Below are 18,245 nucleotides of genomic sequence, written 5' to 3' on the forward strand. Positions count from 1 at the left end.
GGTTCTCCTGTTCGTCCCGACTGCTGTGCTGGGCGTTTGAGTCAGGCCGTCACCTCCGCCCCGGCGGCTGGGCGGAGGTGACGGCCTGAGACTGCGTGGCGGGCGCCGGATAGAAGTTCGCCGGTATTCCTAGCCGATGACAGGGAGCAAGACGGTTGATGCCCACCCGGCGAGGGCACCCCCAATCACTGGTCCTACGACGGGTATCCACGCGTAGGACCAGTCAGATGTGCCTTTTCCTCTGATGGGGACGAGTGCGTGAACGATTCGTGGACCGAGGTCACGCGCAGGGTTGATGGCGTATCCGGTTGGCCCGCCAAGGGATGCGCCGATTCCGATCACGAGGAGGGCGACGGGCAGCGCGCCGAGGGCAGCGAGCCCCGAAGCGTCGCCGTTACGGCCAAATCCCAGTACGACGAAGACCAAGATGAATGTGGCGATGATCTCGGCGACGAGGTTGGTGCCGTAGCTGCGTATGGCGGGTCCAGTTGAGAAGACGGCCAACTTGGACGCGGGGTCCGTCTCAGCGTTGAAGTGCTGGCGGTATATGACCCAGGCGAGGGTCGCTCCGATGATGGCGCCGATCATCTGCGCGGTGATATAGGTCAATATTGCGAGAGGGCTCACAGGCACGCCCGGAACGAACTCTGTGGCTCCGCTGGTGACGATACCGATCGTGACCGCGGGGTTCAGGTGCGCACCCGACTGATATGCGACGATGACTCCGGCAAAGACGGCCATGCCCCAGCCGATGTTGACGAGGAGAAAGCCCCCCGCGTTGCCTTTTGTTTTCGCGAGAGCGATGTTGGCGACGACGCCGCATCCGAGAAGGATCAGGACGGCTGTCCCGACGACCTCCGAGATGAAGACTCCTGTCAAAGTATCCAAGGTCTGTTTCCCTGTCGACGAGGCGGGTCAGTGCTTGGCCACGTAAGCGACCGGCTCCGGCAGCTTCGCCTCGGAACGCACTCGTCGAGCGAGTCGTTCGATGGACTTGAGCGCCGCAACGACCTCGCTCGGGCGTACCTCGAAAGGCATGCTGTGAATGGTCTCGCCGGGAACAGTGGCGAGTTCCGCGACCTGAGCAAGTTCAGCGGAATCGGCGTTCAGACCGATTTCGGTGAGCGTGGTCGGCAGGCCGACACGCGTGGTGAACTCGATGAAGTCGCGAATGTCGGCGCTGGGCGCCCCCTCCATCACCAGCTGAGTCACCGATCCGATGTTCACTTTCTGTCCGTGGGCTAGCCCGTGGGTCTGCGGCGCCGCTGTCAGTCCGTTATGGATGGCGTGGGCGGCCGCGAGACCGCCTGATTCAAATCCCAGCCCTGAGAGGAGAGTGTTGGCTTCGATGACTTTCTCGACAGCCGGGGTGACGACGTGGTCGCGGACGGCATCCAGAGCGGGCAGAGCGTTCTCCCACAGCACATCCCAGCTCAGTCGGGCAAGGGCGGTGCCGGTTTCGGTGGGGAGGCCGCCGGCCATGGTGTTGGAGTGGGACTGGGCGGTCGCGCGGGCTTCTAGCCATGTGGCCAGAGCGTCGCCTACTCCCGCGGCGAGGAACGCGGCTGGCGCATTGGCGATCAGTTGCGAGTCCACAAGAACCAGGTCGGGGTTCCTGGGGAAGAAGCGGTACTCCTCGAATGCGCCGTCCTCCGTGTAGATGACGGCGAGGGCGGATGTCGGGGCATCCGTTGATGCGACCGAGGGGACGGTTACCCAGCGGATGCCGGCGAGGTACCCGGCTGATTTCACCGCATCGATGGTGCTACCTCCACCGACAGCGACCACGACATCGGCGCCTGCGTCTTTGATCACCCCGACAAGTCGGTCGATTTCGACGGCACTGGGGATGCCGTTGAACTTCTCTTTACGGGCCGGCAGGCCAGCGGATGTAAGCGACGCCTCCACGTCGTGGCCGACGAAGCCCCACACAACGTCGTCGGCGACGATCAGAGGGTTCGACCCAATGGGGGCCAGGTACGTGCCGAGGCGAGTGATGGCACCGGGGCCCTGAACGTAACGTCCAGGGCTGATGACAGTGCGGATGGGCAGGGTGGTGGACATGATTGCTCCTTGCAGGGGTGATGAACGCGGCGTCTCTGCCGTGAACAGTTGAGTCAGGGAATGAGAATGGCCCGGCCACGCACACGACCGGCGGAAAGATCGTCGAGTGCGTTTTGGAAATCGTTGAGGTCGTACTTCGCTGTGTGAAGCTTCACGAGCCCTCGGGCGGCGAGCACCATCAATTCGGTGAGGTCGGTGTAGCTCCCGACGAGGTTGCCGATGAAGTTGATCTCGGCGGAGATAATGTCGATCGTGGGTACGTCGATGTTCTCGCCGTAGCCCACCACGTAGTAGTCGCCTGCCCGGCGGAGCATCTGCACACCTTGCGACGTTGACCCCCCTTCGCCGACGAAGTCGATAACCGCTTCAGCACCGAATCCGCCGGTGAGTTCGAGAACACGCTCGACCTGCGTGCCATCTGCGACGACGGTGTGGTCCGCTCCAAGTTCGGATGCCAGCTCGAGAGCAGCGGGACTGCGGTCGACCACGATGATCTCCGATGCGGTGAGAGCCTTCAGCACCTGGATACCAATGTGGCCGAGCCCTCCTGCCCCGATGACCACGCAGCGGTCGGCGGGTCTCAGTTTGCGGGCTGCTTTTGCTGCGGCGTGGTAAGCCGTGAGTCCGGCGTCAGCAAGCGCTGCGACATCGGCGGGTTCGAGCGTGTCGGCGATCCGCACCACACTTCGTGCGGAGGTCTTGAGGAACTCTGCGTATCCGCCGTGGGTGTCGATGCCGGGGAAGGCGCTGTGTTCGCAGTGCACGTCATCGCCCGACCGGCAAGCTCGGCAGAGCCCGCAGGTACTCAATGGGTGGACAATCACCTTGTCTCCGACGGAGACGTTGGTGACGGCGCTGCCGATCTCGGCGACCCAGCCGGCGTTCTCGTGGCCGATGGTGTAGGGCAGGGTGACGTCGGACTTTTCCGCCCACTGTCCTTCGAGGATGTGGATGTCCGTGCGGCATACCCCGGCTCCACCGATTCGGATGATCACGTCGAACGGTCCGGTGATCTCCGGTTTGGGGACCTCCGTCATTTGCAGGGGTTCGTGGTACGCGGTGACTTGAATGGCTCTCATCATGCTCATGAGGTCTTCTTTCCAGTGGTGCGCAGGACGGTAGTGAGAGGGAAGAAGGTCTCGTCTGCACGTGGTGATTGGTCCGCTTCGGACCCCGGGTATCGAGTGGCGAGCAGGCCCCGGCAGAAGTGGGCGTTGCCATCGATCGAGATTCGCGTCGAGCGTGCCCGTCGAAGTGTCAGCGCGGCCGATTCCTGTGGAACGGGGCTGCCATGATCATCGACGAGGACCTGTGCCGCCCCATCCACGGTGAGCCCAAGGCTGAGTCGACGTCGAACGAGCGCTGCCTTCGCGCTATCTTCGGGCAGGTCGCGGAGGGCGATGCTTGCCAGTGCCGAGTCATCCATCTCTGGCCGACTGCGAACGAGTGCGGTCAGGGCGCGTTCCATGGCCGCCGTATGAGCCTTGCGTTGGAAGGTTCGGCGGAGCTCATCGAGGTTGTCTTCTGCCTCATGGAGGAAGGTCCCCCGGTATCCCGCATCGGCCGCAAGGCCGCGATTGATGATGTCGGAATCGTGATGATCGTCCAGTTCCACTTTCACGACTCCCGATTCGGGGAGGGCTGTCAACGCGTCTTTGGCGTCCGCTGCCATGAGGTACGCGAAGTTGGGGGCGCAGAACGACGTGGGAAGGCGCAAGTGCACCTCGATCCCGTCGTCCGTGAAGCTGACGGATCGAACGAATCCGAGATCGGTGATGGGCTCGTCGAGCTCGGGGTCGATTACGGCGTCGAGCGCGCGCAGGACATCCTTTTCGGTGAGCGCGAGGAGACCTTCCTGAGGGCCGGCTGCGTAGACGGTTGCGGGCATTATGCAGTGGCGAGAACGGCGTTTTCGGCGCCCCGAGGTCCCGTCTCGGTTTCGTCGGCCTCGGGCAGTCGGAGTTCCTCCGGCACGGGGATTCCGTACATTTTGGCGGCGTTGAGACCCAGGATCTTGCGCTTCTGGTCGAGGGTGATGGGGGGGTACTCCGTCATGTCCTCGGGGATCTGGAAATCGACAAACGCTTCGATCAACCACCGAGGTGTCCACAGCGCGTAGTCGGAAGAGAACTGAATGCGGTCCTCTCCGATCCAGTACAGGAGTTCGCCGATGATCTGGGCAAAGTAGCGCGGTCGGGTGTGGATGAAGGGCATCGCGACGGCAAGGCCGCCGTGGACGTTGGGCTCCTGGGTGGCGATCCAGCAGAAGTCTTCGAGCCGTGGCAGTCCGACGTGTTCGACGACGAAGTTGAGGTCGGTGAAATCTGTGGCGGCCTGATCGACATCGGCCACATCGAAGGCATCGCGGTCCAGCGGGCGGATTGTCGGCCCCTTGTGCACATGAATGTTGCGGATGCCGACTTCGCGACAGACCTCGAAGTACCGGTAAGCCCACGGGTCGCTGAGCTTCCAGCCGCGCGAGTCTCCATGCCACTCCGCGGTGTACAGCTTGACTCCTTGCAGATTGAAGCGCTCCGCATCCGCACGGAGCCGGTCAAGACCCGCCTCGCCGTTTCGGGGGTCAAAGTTGTGGTTGTAAGTCAGTTTTCCGGGGTTCGCCTGCGTGAGAGCGAAGGCTTCCTCGGTCTGACCAAAGCCGCGCTTGTAGAACTCACCGAGCCTGGCCGGCTGGAAGATCGCATGGTCGACGTACCCGTCGGTGAAGATGTCCTTCATGAACCTCTCGCCGCCTTGGTAGAGGTACTCCTCGTAGGGCCACAGTTCCGATGCGGGGGAGAGGTTGGCGTGGTAGTCGTAGAAGCAGTCGATGAACTGCTTGCCGTGAATGTTTCGCTGGTTCTCCGGTCGCGCGTCCCATAGCGCGACGTGCGCGTCGACGATGAAGAACTTCTCGCCATCCTTCTGGTACATGTTTGCTCCTTTGCCTCATGTGCGGAACGCCGCCGTTCCTGGCGCAACGATAGGGCGGCGTCCCCCCCGCCTGAGCGTGGCGTTGGTCTCATTTTGAGATCCCTGCGTACGCGGCCACGCGTTGCCGCGTACGATAGGCGTACGATAGGCGCACGATCAACTGCAAAGGCGCTGATGAACGCTCCCGATCTGCCTGCTCGCGCTGAAGCGACTAAGCGAGAACCGCGGACTGTCGCGCCTCGACTCATGGCGTCGTGGCGTCGCAGCGAGACTTACGGTGTGCCGCTTGAGGACATCCAACCCGTATTTTCCGGCACGTACGACGATGACTCATTGCTCTTCGAGTGTGGGCGAGAGGTCATCGCCGAGTTGCACAGCACTCTGTCTGGAGAGCCGGTTGGGCTGATGCTGACTGACGCTAACGGTGTCGTGCTCAACCGGGTTAGCGGCGACAGTTCGCTGTTGCGGGCTCTTGATCAGGTGCATCTTGCGCCCGGATTCGCCTACGGCGAACGCGACGTCGGTACTAACGGTCTTGGGCTGGCACTTGCCGATCGCGTGCCTTCTCTCGTGCGCGCTGACGACCATTACGCGCTGAGCCTTCGTGGCTTCACCTGTGCCGCAGCCCCAATTTTCGATCCGGACCACGGGCGGCTGGAGGGCGGGGTCAACCTGACCACCTGGAGCGACGCGCGTCCTGACCTGTTGCTGGCGCTAGCGCAATCTGCTGCGACGTTGACCGCAAGTCTCATGCGGACCCGGGCGCGAGGGCAGCGTTCCGTTCGCGCGTCTCGCGGTCATGTGTACCGTGTGAAAGCTGTCCTCCCAGACTCCGCCGAAGGTTCCGTGGACGCGATGTCAGACTCATGGAATCTCGCGGTCGAGAGTGCCGCCGACGCATTGAAAGCTGGACGAATAGTTGCCGCTGTCGGTGAGCCGGGGTCGGGCCGGACCACGGCGCTCGCGCAGGCTCAGCGACTTGCTCACCCTCGTCGCCGGTTCCTGACGGTGCGTGCACCGGTTCCGCGCGACGTTGACGCGTGGCTTTCTCTATGGACGCCAGAGCTTCGTCATCCCGAGGAAGGGATTGTCGTTAGCAACGTGGACGAGCTACCCGATCCAGCGGCACAGCAGCTTCATGATCTGCTCATTGATGCCCATGCCACGATGTCAGGAAGCTACGCGTTCTCCGCTGAAAGCTTTGAGGATATTCCCGAAAGCCTCGCCGTGCTCGTGGACACCGTTGTCCACGTCCCTCCTCTTCGAGATCGTTCGGCGGATATTCATCTTCTCGCGGCTAGCTTCACGCGACGTGCTCGTGGACGGGACATTACTTTCACCCCGAATGCAATGCGCCTACTCACTGAGCATGAGTGGCCGGGGAACGTGGCCGAACTTCATGATGTCGTGAGGGATGCTGCCACTCGCACTGATGTGATCGACGTTCAGCACCTACCCCCTGCGATGCTCGCGCATAGTGCGCACCTGCCTCGGATACAAGCGTTCGAGCGTGAGGAGATGGTGAGAGTCCTCACGCGCCCAGGCGCCACAATCGGCAATGCCACTACCGAACTCGGGATGAGTCGGGCGACGATATACCGCAAGCTCGCTCAGTACGGCATACAGCTGCCGCGGCCCTGAGGCTTCGACCCCGTCCCGCGGCTCTGATCCCAGTTCTGAACGCGGACGCACGAGCGAGCTCGCACGGGTCAGAGGCCCACAGGGGGGCGACGCTGCAGAGTTGGATCTCGTCGGCGGCGGGATGGATCTTCCCGCTGTTAGACATGGCAACTCGGACTCGCGATCAGATGATCACCGCAGTGACAGGTGCGCCGGGGGAGACGTCGAATAGCCACTCGTCAACGGTGTCCATCGCGTCTTGGGTTAGTGCGTGCGCCCAGCGGGTACCGACCCGATCTCTGCGGACGATACCCGCGGCCCGTAGGTGATCGAGATGGAATGATGCCGCGAATCGGGAGATCTCGGCCCGGTGTGCCAATTCGAGCACACCGGGCGTCTCTCGCGTGCGGCGGCATTCCGCCAACAGCGTGACCAACTGCAGACGGATGGGGCTGTGGCTATGTCAACTCAAGCCGAACCCACCAGGGCAGTCCAGTGAGGACCCACTTGCATTAGGTGATGCTGTTTCGCCAGGACGTCTTTGCTCTTTGCTGGGCGGATTATGGGGTCGGGTCGGTCTTGGCGCGGGCGGCTTTCCAGACGGCTCGGGCGGCGTCGGCGTTGAGGATGCCGATGCCGACGCCGACGATGATGTCGAGCCAGCCGGGGGCGAACCAGATCGTGAGGATGTCGACGAGGATGATGGCGAGGTTGGCGAGGGCGTCGTTGCGGGCGGATAGCCAGGCGGCTATTGGCCCCGCGGCAACCACAGCAGAGCCGACCATTTCGTTGCAGGCAGAGGCGGGTCATCCAACTCGAATGACAGCAATCCCTGTTGGCACGGATGATGCCCGCCGCTGGTGACCCAGCTCGCCCCGGTGGCAGCCGACGCGGTTCCTCGCCGGTAGGCTGGCGGGTGGCGCTGTCGCGCTTTACCAGGACCCCAGGAGACCAGATATGTCACTCGCCCGATCCCTTGCCGCGGCTGGAGCCACGCTCACACTTATCGCATCGCTCGCCGCTTGCTCATCGCCGGCCGAGCCGGCCGGGTCGGCCGCGGCTGACACGCAGACCGAGCGGGTCGAGAGTCAGGCACCTGAGCCCGCAGCTGAGCCGACATGGACGCCCGTCGCGACTATTACAGGTAACGCAGATCAGCAGTCGGACACGATTGTTCTGACCGGTGGAAAGGTTCGCGTGACGTACGACTTCGTTGACAGTTCCGGCCAGGGCATGATCGTCGGCGCAGTCTACGTTCTCCCTGAGGGAACGGACCTCATGACGGACGGCGGCATTCCTGACGTCATGATTTCAGAAGCGGGCGCAGGTGAAACCATCCTCCGGAAGGACGCAGGCGAGTACTACGTCAAGGTGACCTCAGCCAACGCGAGCTATACCGTGACCGTTGAGGAAGAAAAGTAGCGTCACCCTCCTCTTCACGAACGGCCCCCCTTGAAGGCTGGTGTCTCGGTCGAAGACCATCAGCATCGAGGGGGCCCGCCTCATGCGCCGGAGCAATCCAGGGTGAGGAATTCCTCGAGCGAAAGCGGGGACTTTCAGTGAGCGCCGTCACGAGGTCACCCACTACCTGCTGTAGCGCTTCGACCACCGATCCGTCCGTGCGCTTGCGAAGGACCAAGACAACCGACCCCGAATCCCTCGGGCGACTTAATGAGGGGCGTCTTCGAGGAAGTCGACACTGTCCGCGAACAGCGACACCGACCCGATGATCAGCGCGACCGTGAACTCCACGAAGAAGTAGGCGAGGTTGAGGAGCGCGACGATATAGGGCTGGGTCACAGTGCGGGTTGTTGAGCGCGGGTGTGGGCGAGTCGGTAGGAGTCGGTGCCGGTCTCGATGATGGTGCCGTTGAAGGTGAGCCGGTCAACGATCGCTGCGCAGAGCCTGGGGTCGGTGAAGGTCTTCGTCCATCCGGAGAAGGACTCGTTCGAGGCGATCGCGATGCTGTTGTTCTCTTCCCTCTCGGTGAGGACTTGGAACAGCAGCTCAGCACCGCGGCGGTCCAGTTCCATGTATCCGAGTTCGTCGATCATGAGCAGGTCGACCCGGCCGTAGCGGGCGATCGTGCGGGCCAGGTTCTTCTCATCGGCCGCCTCGACCAGTTCGTTCACCAGCCGGGTCGCGAGCGTGTATTTCACCCGGAACCCCTTTTCGGCTGCGGCGGTGCCCAGCCCGATCAGGAGGTGACTCTTTCCGGTGCCAGAGTCGCCGATGAGGCAGAGCGGCTGCCCGCGACGCACCCATTCGCCGGTGGCGAGAGTGTTGATGGTCGCCGGGTTGATGTTCGGGTTCGCCGCGAAATCGAAGTCCCCGAGCCATTTATCCCGCGGGAAGCCGGCTGCTTTGACCCGGCGGACCGAGGAACGCCGGTCCCGGTCATCACACTCGGCCAGGAGCAGCTCGGCGAGGAACCCTTGGTAGCTGAGCTGCTCTTTCTGCGCGGCGGTGGTGGCTTCCTCAACGACCGCCCGGATCGTCGGGAGCCGGAGCCTTCGGCAGGCCTGATCGATGGCCGCGCCTGCTGCTTCCTCGGTCAGCCCGCGACGCCGCCGCAGGGTGGTGGTGATGCTGGTCGTGGTGGTCATGACGCTGTCCCTTCCTGGATCGCAACTGCGGTCTCGGGTGATGGTCGTTCCGGGAGGCGCAGCAGCTGGTCGTACGCGGCAACCGATGGCAACGGCCGCCGATCCGGCGGGAGACCGGCGATCACCGCCGCCGGGTCGGTCACAGCTAGCCGGCGCTGGGTCAGACTGACGACACGTCGCTCATGCCCGCGCGGAGGGTCGGCGGGATGACGGCCCAAACGAGACCCACCCAGTGTTTCGTGGCGGCGCGCCTCCACCGCAACAACATCAGCCGTGACCGCCCCCACGGTCAACGCCGCGGTGATCCCCCCGATGACATCCTCAGCGGCCATCGACCGATGCAAGAGAAGCACGTCGATGAGCGCCCGGGTGCCGCCGGCATCGCCGTCGGTCTTACGAGCTGCCGCCCAGAACGCTTCATGCGCTCCAGTGAACACCCCCGTCGCGCGGGCGTGTGCGAGAGCGGTGGACCCGGGAAGGGCGCCGGGCTTGTGCAGGAGAACCTCGAGGTAATGATCAAGATCCACGCTCTGCCCATGCAACGCCACCACCCGCGTGTGTCGGGCGATTTGAACCCGCCCGTCGAAGATGATCACCTCCGACGCGCGCAACGACACCCGGACGGTGCGGCCAATGAACCGGGCAGGGACCGAATACGATGCCATCCGCACCCGGACCAGGCTGGACCTGCTCACCCGCGGCGTCAACGACAGCCCCGGCTCGAACCGCTCGGCCGTGACGGGCGCCAGCAATTCTCGTTCACGGGCGAAGTCCTGCGCGACGGTGCGGATCCGGTCACCGATCCGACGATCCTCATCATCAAGATCCCACCGCCGTATCCGGTCGTTCAGCTCAGCGAGAGAATCGACGACCGGCATCGGAGACAGGTGTGTGCGCCGGAACCGGCCGACTTCCCCCTCAACACCGCCCTTCTCGTGAGCACCCTCAATCCCGGGGTGGCAGTAGAACGCGTCGAACCCGTAATGCGAACGGAACAGCACCCACCGCTGATTCTCGGTGCGCTGCCGGCCCGTCCCGTAGATCACTTTCACGACCGCGTCGGTGAGGTTGTCGTAACGGATGTGACGGGTCGGGACGCCGCCGATGTCCTCGAACGCGTCAATGTGACCCTCCAAGAACGCCTCCTGCGCCTGCGTCGCATAGACCCGGTGGATCGCCTTCCCCGAATGCGACAACCGGAACGTGAACATATGACACTTCGTCTTCACCCCCGCCAGGACAACCCAGACCTCACCGAAGTCGACCTCCGCTTCCGCGCCCGGTGCGTGTTCCTGCGGGACGAACACCTCCGGCAGCCGACCCGCCTCGATATCGATCTCTGGCCGGCGGCGACGGACATAGTCACGGACCGTTGAGTACGACAGTTCCGTCGCGTCATGCTCATCAGCCAGCCGCGCGAACACCCGCCGTGCGGTGTGCCGTTGTTTACGGGGGGCATTCAGATCCTGGCGGAGCATCTCGTCGATCGCGGCCTTGAACGCGTCCAGCCGAGGCGCTGTCCGAACGCGGGGTTTCCGTGGGGGTGGCTCCGCCTGCAGAAGGGCTTGCCGCACCGTGGGCCTGCCCACGCCGTGCCTCCTGGCGAGCTCCCGGATCGAGAGGCCCTCCACGCGCGCGTCCCTGCGGATCCGCGCGAACAACTCCACCCGAGACTCCATCCAAACCTCCACCATCAGCAACCGAGAACCTGTTGCGATCAGGGTGCAGGCGGGTACGGCTTAGATTGCCCGCAACACCCCGGCGCCCTCGAAGTGGGTCCCGCTTAGATCGCCCTGGTGGGTCCCACTAACCCTGCCAGCGCCAGTCATCGCCTCACAAGCGGGGTTCCCCGCCCTCTCGATCCCGGTGGGATTCACCCCGGGCGGATTGGCCGTCGGACTCGAAGTGCTGGGAACGCCGTTCACCGAAGCGCGCCTGCTGCAGTTCGCGGCCGCGCTGGAGCCTCTCTTCGATGCGCGGAAGGCGCCGGTCTTTGCCTGACGCGTCGCTGCGACCGTCGGCCGTATTCGAGCGGCCGGAGACGCGGCAGATGGACATCAACGCCGATCTCGGGGAGAGCTTCGGTGCGTACCGCTACGGCCACGACAGTGAGCTGATGCCGCTCATCACGTCGGCGAACATCGCATGCGGCTTTCATGCCGGTGACCCCGCGACCATGCGGCGGGCGGTGCAGAGCGCCGTCGAGCACGGGGTCGCGATCGGCGCTCATGTAGGGCTGCCCGATCGGCTGGGCTTCGGGCGGCGCGAGATGGCCATCACCGCCGACGATGCGTACGACTACAGCCTCTACCAGCTCGCTGCCCTCGACGGATTCGTGCGGGCGGCGGGCGCGCGCATGCGTCACGTGAAGCCGCATGGTGCGCTGTACATGATGGCGGCCGAGCGACCCGAGCTCGCCGCGGCGATCAGTGCCGCGGTGCGCGACTTCGATTCTTCGCTCGCGCTCTACGCGCTGCCGGGTTCTCACGCCGATCTCGCCGCCGTCGACGCCGGTCTCACCGTGCTGCGCGAGTTCTTCGCCGACCGCCCCTACGAGGGCACCGACGTCGTGATGTTCGGGTGGTCGTACGAGCAGCTCGGCGGCGCGCAGGGGGCGGCCGAACGCGTGTCTCGCATGCTGGCCGATCCAGCGTTCGACACCGTTCAGACCGTGTGCGTTCACAGCGACACGGTCGACGCGCCGGCACTCGCCCGATCGGTCAGAGGTGCGCTCCGCGCCGGCGGCGTGTCCGTTGAGGCGAGACCCGCCCTGGCAAGGTGACGAGCGCGTTGCTGTTGCTCATCGGATCAGGCCGCTTCGCTGAATGAGTTGGGGCGACGGCGGGCCCGGTCCGATGTCGGAGGTATCTGCGACACTAAAGCCATGACAACGAACCCGACCTTCGATGATCGCGACGATGCGGTCATCGACGACGTCGTGAGCACGCTCGTCGAGAACGAGCGCGCGGCCGCCGCTCTCGAGGCCGAGAACGTCATGGGGTTCGCGACGGCGATGCGCGTGGCCCTCTCTCGATCGGCCCACAAACCGAAGACCGTGCAGGTGCGCGAGATGCAGCTGCGGTCGATCGCCGCCGAGATCGGCATCGCACTGCGGTGGAACGACCGCGTCGTGCAGCGCCGCATGAACGACGCGATCGATCTCGTCGACAAGTGGCCCGCCACGCTCGACGCGTTGTCAGAGGGCCGCATCTCGATGCGTCACGCGAGCGTCATCCGCGAAGAGGGCGCCGTGATCGACGATCCGAACGAGCGGCAGGCCTTCGAAGAGGTCGTGCTCGAGCGCGCATCCACCGACACCGTCGCACGCACGCGCACCCTCGCCCGCGCGATCGCCGAAGAGCTGCACCCCGAGTCGATCACCGTCCGACACGCGCGCGCCGAGAACGACCGCCGCGTTTGGGTCAACGACGTCGGCGACGGCATCGGCGAGCTCGTCGTGCGCCACTCCATCACTCTGGTGCGCGCGATGCGCGACCGCCTCACCCGGCAGGCTCACGCCGTGCGGTCGGTCGCCGCGCCGCCGACCAGTGACACCGAGGCGGATGCTGCGGCCGCCGCCGAACGCGACGGTGACGCCGCATCCGACCCCGCACCTGCCACCGGCGACGCATCTGCCACCGGCGCGGCATCCGATTCCGACGCGGCATCCGACACCGTCGTTCACGACACGCGCACGCTCGACCAGATGCGCGCCGACCTCGCCTGCGATCTCATGCTCACCGGGCAACCGGCCATCGACCCGACCACCGACGTGGTGCCCGGCGGGCTCGGAGCCATCCGCGCGCACGTGCAGGTCGTGGTTCCGGCCCTCACCGCCGCCGGAGTCTCCGACCGCGGAGCGACGATCGACGGACTCAGTCCGGTCGACGCCGAGACCGCCCGCTGCCTCATGGCCACCGCACCCGGATGGGATCGCATTCTCACCCACCCCGTCACCGGTGCCGTGCTCGCCGTCGACCGCTACCAGCGCAACCGGGCGATGGAGAGGTTTCTCGCCGCGCGCGACATCCATTGCCGCTTTCCCGGGTGCCGAATGCCCGCGCGCTACTGCGACTACGACCACAATTACGACTGGGCGCTCGGCGGACCCACCGATGTGATCAACCTCGCGTGCTTGTGCAAGCGACATCACACGCTCAAAACCGAAACGAAGTGGACGGCCCGGCAGCGTCCCGACGGATCCATCGAATGGACCTCACCCCTCGGTCACACCACCATCGACAAGCCCGAGCGCTACGTCACCTTCGTGCCCGACGGCGACCCGCCGCCCTTCTAGGCAGGCACCACCCTCATCCGCGCACGACGGAGCGATCTCCTCTGCGCGCAGACGAGATCGACGGCGTCCCCGCCGTCAGCCCTCGTGTGCATACGAGACCCGCGGCGTCCTCACCGTCAGCACTCGTGCGCACACCGGAGGAGATGCGCACACCGGAGGATCCCCCGGCCCCATCCGCCCTCCGAACCGCACATCTCCTCCGAACCGCACGCCCCGCACCGCGCGCCACACCGCACCGCGCGCCCCGAACCGCGCGCCCCGCACCGCGCCGCGCCGACGCGCACGCGCACCTGGATCGCGGCCGACGGATGCGGCGCAGCGAAGGTCAGCGCGAGAACAGACCGACGGTGCGCGCCTGCTCGATGATGGCGTCGGCGTACTCGTCGAGGAACTCCTCGCGCGACGGCGTGCCCTCGACCCGACGCGAGAGCGCGAACACCCGGAAGTAGTAGTGGTGGTCGCCGTGGCCCGCGGGCGGCTGCGGCCCGTAGTACGACGTGACCCCCGCGGTGTTCGGCCCCTGACGAACGCCATCGGCATCGACGTCGAGCTCGGTGCTATCGGCCGCGACGCCGTAGACCACCCAGTGCGTGAATCCCTGAGGCAACGGAGCATCCGGGTCATGCACGATCACCGCAAGCTCCACCGTTCCCTCCGGAACACCGTCGAACACCACACGCGGCACGCGGTTGCCGCCGTCGGCCGAGAACTCCTCCGGGATGCGCGTGAGCGTGTCGAAATCGGGGCTGTTCACGGCCAGCTTGTCGATGGGCAGAGACATGGGCGACTCCTCTCGGGGGGGGTATATCACTCGACCGTACGACCGGCCACCGAACGGCGCCGGGGGCTTGCGCCGCCCGGCAGCTCGGCTCAGCGTGCCGCCGTCTCGCGAGACCCCGCGGCAGCGCGCACACCCCGTGCGCGGGTGAGCACGAAGCCCCGCAGCGCCCGCGGCGCGCGCCACGGACCCGCGACCCAGCCCACGACCGCCGCCACCAGCGCTCCCACGATCACGAGCACCGCTGCGCCTCGGAGCGGCGAGAGAGCGGCATCGAGGAGAGCGTCGACCACCCCCGCAGGAATCTCCGACGAGACGATCCCGCCTGGGGCCACGGCGCCGACGACGGCGAGCGCCACCACGAGCACCGTCATCGTCGCGGCCACCGCGATCCCCGCCCACATCAGCGCGATCCACCGGCGCCGGGCGACCGCGATACCCGCGGCGATCAGCAGCAGCGCGACCCACGGCAACCACGCCCCCGAGACGACGGCGATGTCATACCCGCGCTGAATCGCGGGAAGGGCATCCGACTGCGCCACCGCGATCACCCTGTCGGTCGAGGGGATCTGGTCGGCGAACGTGAACCCGTCCGACACCAGCATCTGCTTCGCCGCGTCGACGATCGGTGCGAGCTGGATGCCGATCGAGCCGTCTTCTCCCAGATCCACTAACGCATCCGGATCACCCTCGAGGGCTGCGGTCAGCTGCACGTGGCTGATTCGCAGCGTGTTCGTCCAGACCGTGTCGAACCCCTCGGATGCGACGAGGTCGCTCACCTTCGACCGCACGAGCGATTCGAGTCCCTCGGTAACCGATCCCTTCAACGCCTCCAGCGCCTGCGTCGCGACGGGACCGGTGCCGAGGCCGATGATGCCGTCGATGGCGTCGGACGTGAGCTGCGCAATGCCAACCTGCTCTGCGATGACGCGAACGGTCTCGTCGGTGACGAAATCGCGCACCGCGGGGTCGTGTGCCAGCGGCGCGTAGGTCTCGACGAACCGGTCGGTGTCGGTGAGGGTCGTGTGCGCCCACGCCGCCGCGGCGGCCACCGGCGCGAGAAGCGCCCCGACCACGATGAGAACCGCGGCCACGACGGTCCGCGCACGGCATCGCTCCCGACGCCCGTCGGTCGGAGGCACCTCGGCGTCCCCACCGGTCGTGTGCGCCATCTCTCCCCCGTCGTCACCGCGAGCCCCACGCTCGCTGCCCACAGGGTAGTGCCGCGCACGACCGGTCGCGAGAAGAGCTCGACGCCGGCGTCGGCGTCAGAACGAGTCGGCCGCCTCGTGCTCGGCGGAGCAGTAAGGATGCGCACCTCGCCAGACCGCACGGTGGGGGCGAAGCGGCGTGCCGCATTCTTCGCAGGTCACCGTCGTTTGTCCGTAGAGCATGCGGTTGATCGCATCTCGCAGGCTCGGGCCGGGGCTCGCGTGCGCTCGACGGACGGCCACGCTGGCCCGCCGCGGAAAGGCAATCGTCGCCATGTCATCTCCCTTGAGGCCCGCCCCGGTCAGGGGTGCCTCCGTTTCGGGGCGGGCTGTCGGCGAGCATACATCCGTGTCCCCCTTTTGGGGGACAAATCAGGAAAACCCTGGACTTAGGATTGAAAGTCGCCCAAGATTCGCCCGACATGAGAGGGATCTCACCCGCCGCGACCGCGTGGGGGTCTAGCTTGATCCACAACGGTCGATTCACTGGGGAGTCACCATGGTCATTCTTTTTCTGCTACTGCTCGTGCTCTACGTCGTGATCGCCGGCGGGGTGGCACTCGTCTTCGGGCGCGCCGCAGCATCCGCCGACCGTCGACAAGAGACGGAGAACTCCGAGCGCGAACAGCGACTGAGCGCCGAGCGACCCGCCGTCACGTGATGGGCGTCGTCATGCGATGAGCGACCTCAGACGGCGAGCGCGGTCGGATTTCGCGCTCGTTAATATGCGGTGACCGATGCCGCAGGCGCCGCGATCGGCGGCTAATCTCCGAGGTATGGTGCACGCCCCCTCGCTCGGTCCCGCCCACCGGGTGCGCGTCCTGCATTCCCTCGCCCCACCCGACGGCAAGACGAGATACGTCGACCAGATGACCGTCGGCGCTCCCGATGACGTCTCCGTTGCCTATTTCTCGTGGAAGGCGGCGCTGCGGGGTCGCTACGACGTGCTGCACATCCATTGGCCCGAACTGCTGATTCGCGGCAAGACCAGGCGCATCCGTTTCGCCAAGCGGCAGGCGATGCGCGCGACCCTCGCGCTTGCGCGAGTGCGCCGCATCCCCGTCGTGCGCACGGTGCACAACGTGACACCGCACGAAGCAGGATCCGCCGCTGAACGCCGCGTGCTCGCCCGCGTCGACCGGGCCACGGCGGTATCGATCCTGCTGAACCCCACCACTCAGGTCGCTTCGCCCACAGAGACCGTCACCATCCTTCACGGGCACTACCGCGATCGCTTCGCCGCCCACCCGCGCACGGCGCGCGAGCCCGGCCTGGTGCTGTATTTCGGCATCATTCGTCCCTATAAGAACGTCGACGCCCTCATCGACGTGTACGCGTCGAGACCCCGCCCAGGGTCGCGGCTGCGCATCGTCGGCTCCCCCAGCCCCGAGCTCCGCGACTCCATTCAACGCCGGGCGGATGCTGCGCCCGGCGTGTCGGCGACGCTCGCATTCGTCGACGACGCCGAACTGGTGCGCGAGGTGAGCGCTGCCAGCCTCGTCGTCCTGCCCTACGCCGAGATGCACAATTCCGGGGCCGCGCTCGTCGCCCTCTCGCTCGACCGCCCGATCCTCGTTCCGCGCAGCCCCTCGAACTCCGCACTCGCCGCCGAAGTGGGGCCGGGCTGGGTCATCGAATACGACGGGCCCCTCACCGACGAGGTACTGTCAGCCGCAGTGGATGTTTCTGCCAACCTCGCTTCCGGCGAGCGCCCCCGTCTCGAAGGGCGCGACTGGGACGAGGTCGGCCGTCGCCACCGCGACGTCTATATCGCCGCGATCGCGGCCGCCGGGGGAAGGGCACACCGATGAGCATTCGGGTCACTGGGGGCGCCCTGCGCCTGATCGCCGCGACCGTCGCCGTGGCGTCTCTCGCCGTACTCGCCGGGTGCGGGGGTGGTCGAACCGACATCCCCGATCCGACATCCAAGGTCGAGAAGAACATCACTTACCGCGAGGTGGAAGATCAGTCGCTCGCGCTCGACGCATGCCTCCCGCTCACGACCGACGCGCCTGTTCCCGCGGTCGTCCTCGTGCACGGCGGTGCGTTCCAAGAGGGCGATCGCAAGACGATGTCGGGAATCTGCGGTGACCTCGCCGATGCGGGCTACGCCGCCTTCTCCGTGGACTACCGGCTCGTGCCGGCGATCTACCCCGCGCAGCAGGAAGACGTGGCCGCCGCCGTCGAGTGGCTGCGGCAGCCGGAGCAGAAGCAACGATTCGGCCTCAGCGACTCCGTGTCGCTGCTCGGCAGTTCGGCCGGCGCCATCATTGTCATGACGACCGCCGAGACGCTCGCCGGGTCGGGCGCACCGGTCGACGCGGTCGTGGGGCTCTCGACGGCCGCGGTTCTGACAGAGGCCGCCCGTGAGCTCGGCTCGCCTCCGCCCGAGCTCGAGCAGGTCGTCCAGGGATACCTCGGGTGCGTGAAGCTCACCGACTGTCCGAGCGCGGTACCGGCCTCACCCGTCACCGTCGCCGCTTCGCTGCCGCCGACCATGCTGATCCACGGATCAGAAGAGCTCATCCCCCTGGCGCAGGCCCAGACGCTCGTCGACGCGTTGAACGCCGCCGGAGTGCGAAACGAACTCATCGTCGTCGACGGCGACAATCACGGCCTCAGCCTGCTCAACAGCAAGACACGGCCGTCGATCTTCGACTTTCTCGCGAGCGTGCAATGAGCTCGCGTCGCCTTCATCGCCGCTCTTGCAACATCACTGCAACATCGGCGAGGTAGAT

General features: G+C 65.8%; 20 protein-coding genes. 8 read left to right on the forward strand and 12 right to left on the reverse strand.

What is annotated here, in order from left to right:
• Positions 1–129 precede the first annotated feature (129 nt).
• From ABTU82_RS05320 to ABTU82_RS05340, 5 genes are read right to left on the reverse strand one after another with little or no spacing between them, the layout of a single operon-like run.
• Positions 130–888, reverse strand: coding sequence for an MIP/aquaporin family protein (locus ABTU82_RS05320; protein WP_407172203.1), 759 nt, complete (start codon positions 886–888; stop codon positions 130–132).
• A 27-nt stretch (positions 889–915) separates the two neighbouring features.
• Positions 916–2,064, reverse strand: a complete 1,149-nt coding sequence (locus tag ABTU82_RS05325) for a glycerol dehydrogenase (RefSeq protein ID WP_407172204.1) — start codon at positions 2,062–2,064, stop codon at positions 916–918.
• Between the two features lie 53 nt (positions 2,065–2,117).
• On the reverse strand, positions 2,118–3,152 hold the full coding sequence (locus ABTU82_RS05330) for an NAD(P)-dependent alcohol dehydrogenase (protein WP_407172205.1): 1,035 nt from the start codon (positions 3,150–3,152) through the stop codon (positions 2,118–2,120).
• Entirely contained in the window at positions 3,149–3,952 is an 804-nt protein-coding gene (locus ABTU82_RS05335) for an iron-sulfur cluster assembly protein (RefSeq protein WP_407172206.1), read from the reverse strand. Before ABTU82_RS05335 ends, ABTU82_RS05330 begins: the two co-directional genes overlap by 4 nt.
• Positions 3,952–4,995 (reverse strand): amidohydrolase family protein, encoded by a 1,044-nt coding sequence (locus tag ABTU82_RS05340; RefSeq protein WP_407172207.1) that lies wholly within the window; start codon positions 4,993–4,995, stop codon positions 3,952–3,954. Before ABTU82_RS05340 ends, ABTU82_RS05335 begins: the two co-directional genes overlap by 1 nt.
• A gap of 279 nt (positions 4,996–5,274) precedes the next feature.
• On the opposite strand from ABTU82_RS05340, the gene ABTU82_RS05345 reads away from it, so the two are divergent.
• Entirely contained in the window at positions 5,275–6,636 is a 1,362-nt protein-coding gene (locus ABTU82_RS05345) for an AAA-type ATPase lid domain-containing protein (RefSeq protein ID WP_407172209.1), read from the forward strand.
• A 539-nt stretch (positions 6,637–7,175) separates the two neighbouring features.
• Here the strand turns inward: ABTU82_RS05345 and ABTU82_RS05350 are convergent.
• Positions 7,176–7,400 carry a hypothetical protein gene (locus ABTU82_RS05350; RefSeq protein WP_219869139.1) on the reverse strand — a complete coding sequence of 75 codons (225 nt, stop codon included), beginning with the start codon at positions 7,398–7,400 and terminating at the stop codon, positions 7,176–7,178.
• A 172-nt stretch (positions 7,401–7,572) separates the two neighbouring features.
• On the opposite strand from ABTU82_RS05350, the gene ABTU82_RS05355 reads away from it, so the two are divergent.
• Positions 7,573–8,037 (forward strand): hypothetical protein, encoded by a 465-nt coding sequence (locus ABTU82_RS05355; RefSeq protein ID WP_407172211.1) that lies wholly within the window; start codon positions 7,573–7,575, stop codon positions 8,035–8,037.
• Positions 8,038–8,283: 246 nt separating this feature from the next.
• On the opposite strand, the gene ABTU82_RS05360 is transcribed toward ABTU82_RS05355, so the two are convergent.
• Genes ABTU82_RS05360 through istA form a run of 3 tightly spaced genes read right to left on the reverse strand, consistent with a single transcriptional unit; the run spans position 8,284 to position 10,900 of the window.
• A complete protein-coding gene (locus tag ABTU82_RS05360; RefSeq protein ID WP_258185987.1) occupies positions 8,284–8,415 on the reverse strand; it encodes a hypothetical protein in 132 nt (43 codons plus the stop codon).
• Entirely contained in the window at positions 8,412–9,221 is an 810-nt protein-coding gene (gene istB / locus ABTU82_RS05365) for an IS21-like element helper ATPase IstB (protein WP_219869137.1), read from the reverse strand. The genes ABTU82_RS05360 and istB overlap by 4 nt, the downstream gene beginning before the upstream one ends.
• Complete coding sequence (istA, locus tag ABTU82_RS05370) at positions 9,218–10,900, reverse strand: IS21 family transposase (protein ID WP_407172214.1); 1,683 nt, start codon at positions 10,898–10,900, stop codon at positions 9,218–9,220. The genes istB and istA overlap by 4 nt, the downstream gene beginning before the upstream one ends.
• Before the next feature lie 187 nt (positions 10,901–11,087).
• Here istA and ABTU82_RS05375 point away from each other — a divergent pair, with 187 nt between their 5' ends.
• The 3 genes from ABTU82_RS05375 to ABTU82_RS05385 all read left to right on the forward strand — a co-directional run bounded on the left by ABTU82_RS05375 (position 11,088) and on the right by ABTU82_RS05385 (position 13,518).
• Positions 11,088–11,222 (forward strand): hypothetical protein, encoded by a 135-nt coding sequence (locus tag ABTU82_RS05375; protein WP_407172216.1) that lies wholly within the window; start codon positions 11,088–11,090, stop codon positions 11,220–11,222.
• A gap of 49 nt (positions 11,223–11,271) precedes the next feature.
• On the forward strand, positions 11,272–12,003 hold the full coding sequence (locus tag ABTU82_RS05380; RefSeq protein WP_407172217.1) for a LamB/YcsF family protein: 732 nt from the start codon (positions 11,272–11,274) through the stop codon (positions 12,001–12,003).
• Positions 12,004–12,105: 102 nt separating this feature from the next.
• Positions 12,106–13,518, forward strand: a complete 1,413-nt coding sequence (locus tag ABTU82_RS05385; protein WP_407172219.1) for an HNH endonuclease signature motif containing protein — start codon at positions 12,106–12,108, stop codon at positions 13,516–13,518.
• A 325-nt stretch (positions 13,519–13,843) separates the two neighbouring features.
• On the opposite strand, the gene ABTU82_RS05390 is transcribed toward ABTU82_RS05385, so the two are convergent.
• The 3 genes from ABTU82_RS05390 to ABTU82_RS05400 all read right to left on the reverse strand — a co-directional run bounded on the left by ABTU82_RS05390 (position 13,844) and on the right by ABTU82_RS05400 (position 15,783).
• Positions 13,844–14,299 carry a YbhB/YbcL family Raf kinase inhibitor-like protein gene (locus tag ABTU82_RS05390; protein ID WP_407172221.1) on the reverse strand — a complete coding sequence of 152 codons (456 nt, stop codon included), beginning with the start codon at positions 14,297–14,299 and terminating at the stop codon, positions 13,844–13,846.
• An 89-nt stretch (positions 14,300–14,388) separates the two neighbouring features.
• Positions 14,389–15,468: a hypothetical protein gene (locus ABTU82_RS05395; RefSeq protein ID WP_407172223.1), complete on the reverse strand. Its 1,080-nt coding sequence runs from the start codon at positions 15,466–15,468 to the stop codon at positions 14,389–14,391.
• 96 nt (positions 15,469–15,564) lie between these two features.
• Positions 15,565–15,783 (reverse strand): hypothetical protein, encoded by a 219-nt coding sequence (locus tag ABTU82_RS05400; RefSeq protein ID WP_407172225.1) that lies wholly within the window; start codon positions 15,781–15,783, stop codon positions 15,565–15,567.
• 223 nt (positions 15,784–16,006) lie between these two features.
• On the opposite strand from ABTU82_RS05400, the gene ABTU82_RS05405 reads away from it, so the two are divergent.
• From ABTU82_RS05405 to ABTU82_RS05415, 3 genes are all read left to right on the forward strand, one after another.
• Entirely contained in the window at positions 16,007–16,168 is a 162-nt protein-coding gene (locus ABTU82_RS05405) for a hypothetical protein (protein WP_165818005.1), read from the forward strand.
• A 115-nt stretch (positions 16,169–16,283) separates the two neighbouring features.
• Positions 16,284–17,318 carry a glycosyltransferase family protein gene (locus tag ABTU82_RS05410; RefSeq protein ID WP_407172227.1) on the forward strand — a complete coding sequence of 345 codons (1,035 nt, stop codon included), beginning with the start codon at positions 16,284–16,286 and terminating at the stop codon, positions 17,316–17,318.
• Positions 17,315–18,187 carry an alpha/beta hydrolase gene (locus ABTU82_RS05415; RefSeq protein WP_407172229.1) on the forward strand — a complete coding sequence of 291 codons (873 nt, stop codon included), beginning with the start codon at positions 17,315–17,317 and terminating at the stop codon, positions 18,185–18,187. Before ABTU82_RS05410 ends, ABTU82_RS05415 begins: the two co-directional genes overlap by 4 nt.
• Positions 18,188–18,245: the final 58 nt, after the last annotated feature.

Source organism: Microbacterium deferens, from assembly GCF_045517775.1.
In the GTDB taxonomy this organism is placed as follows: Bacteria; Actinomycetota; Actinomycetes; order Actinomycetales; family Microbacteriaceae; genus Microbacterium.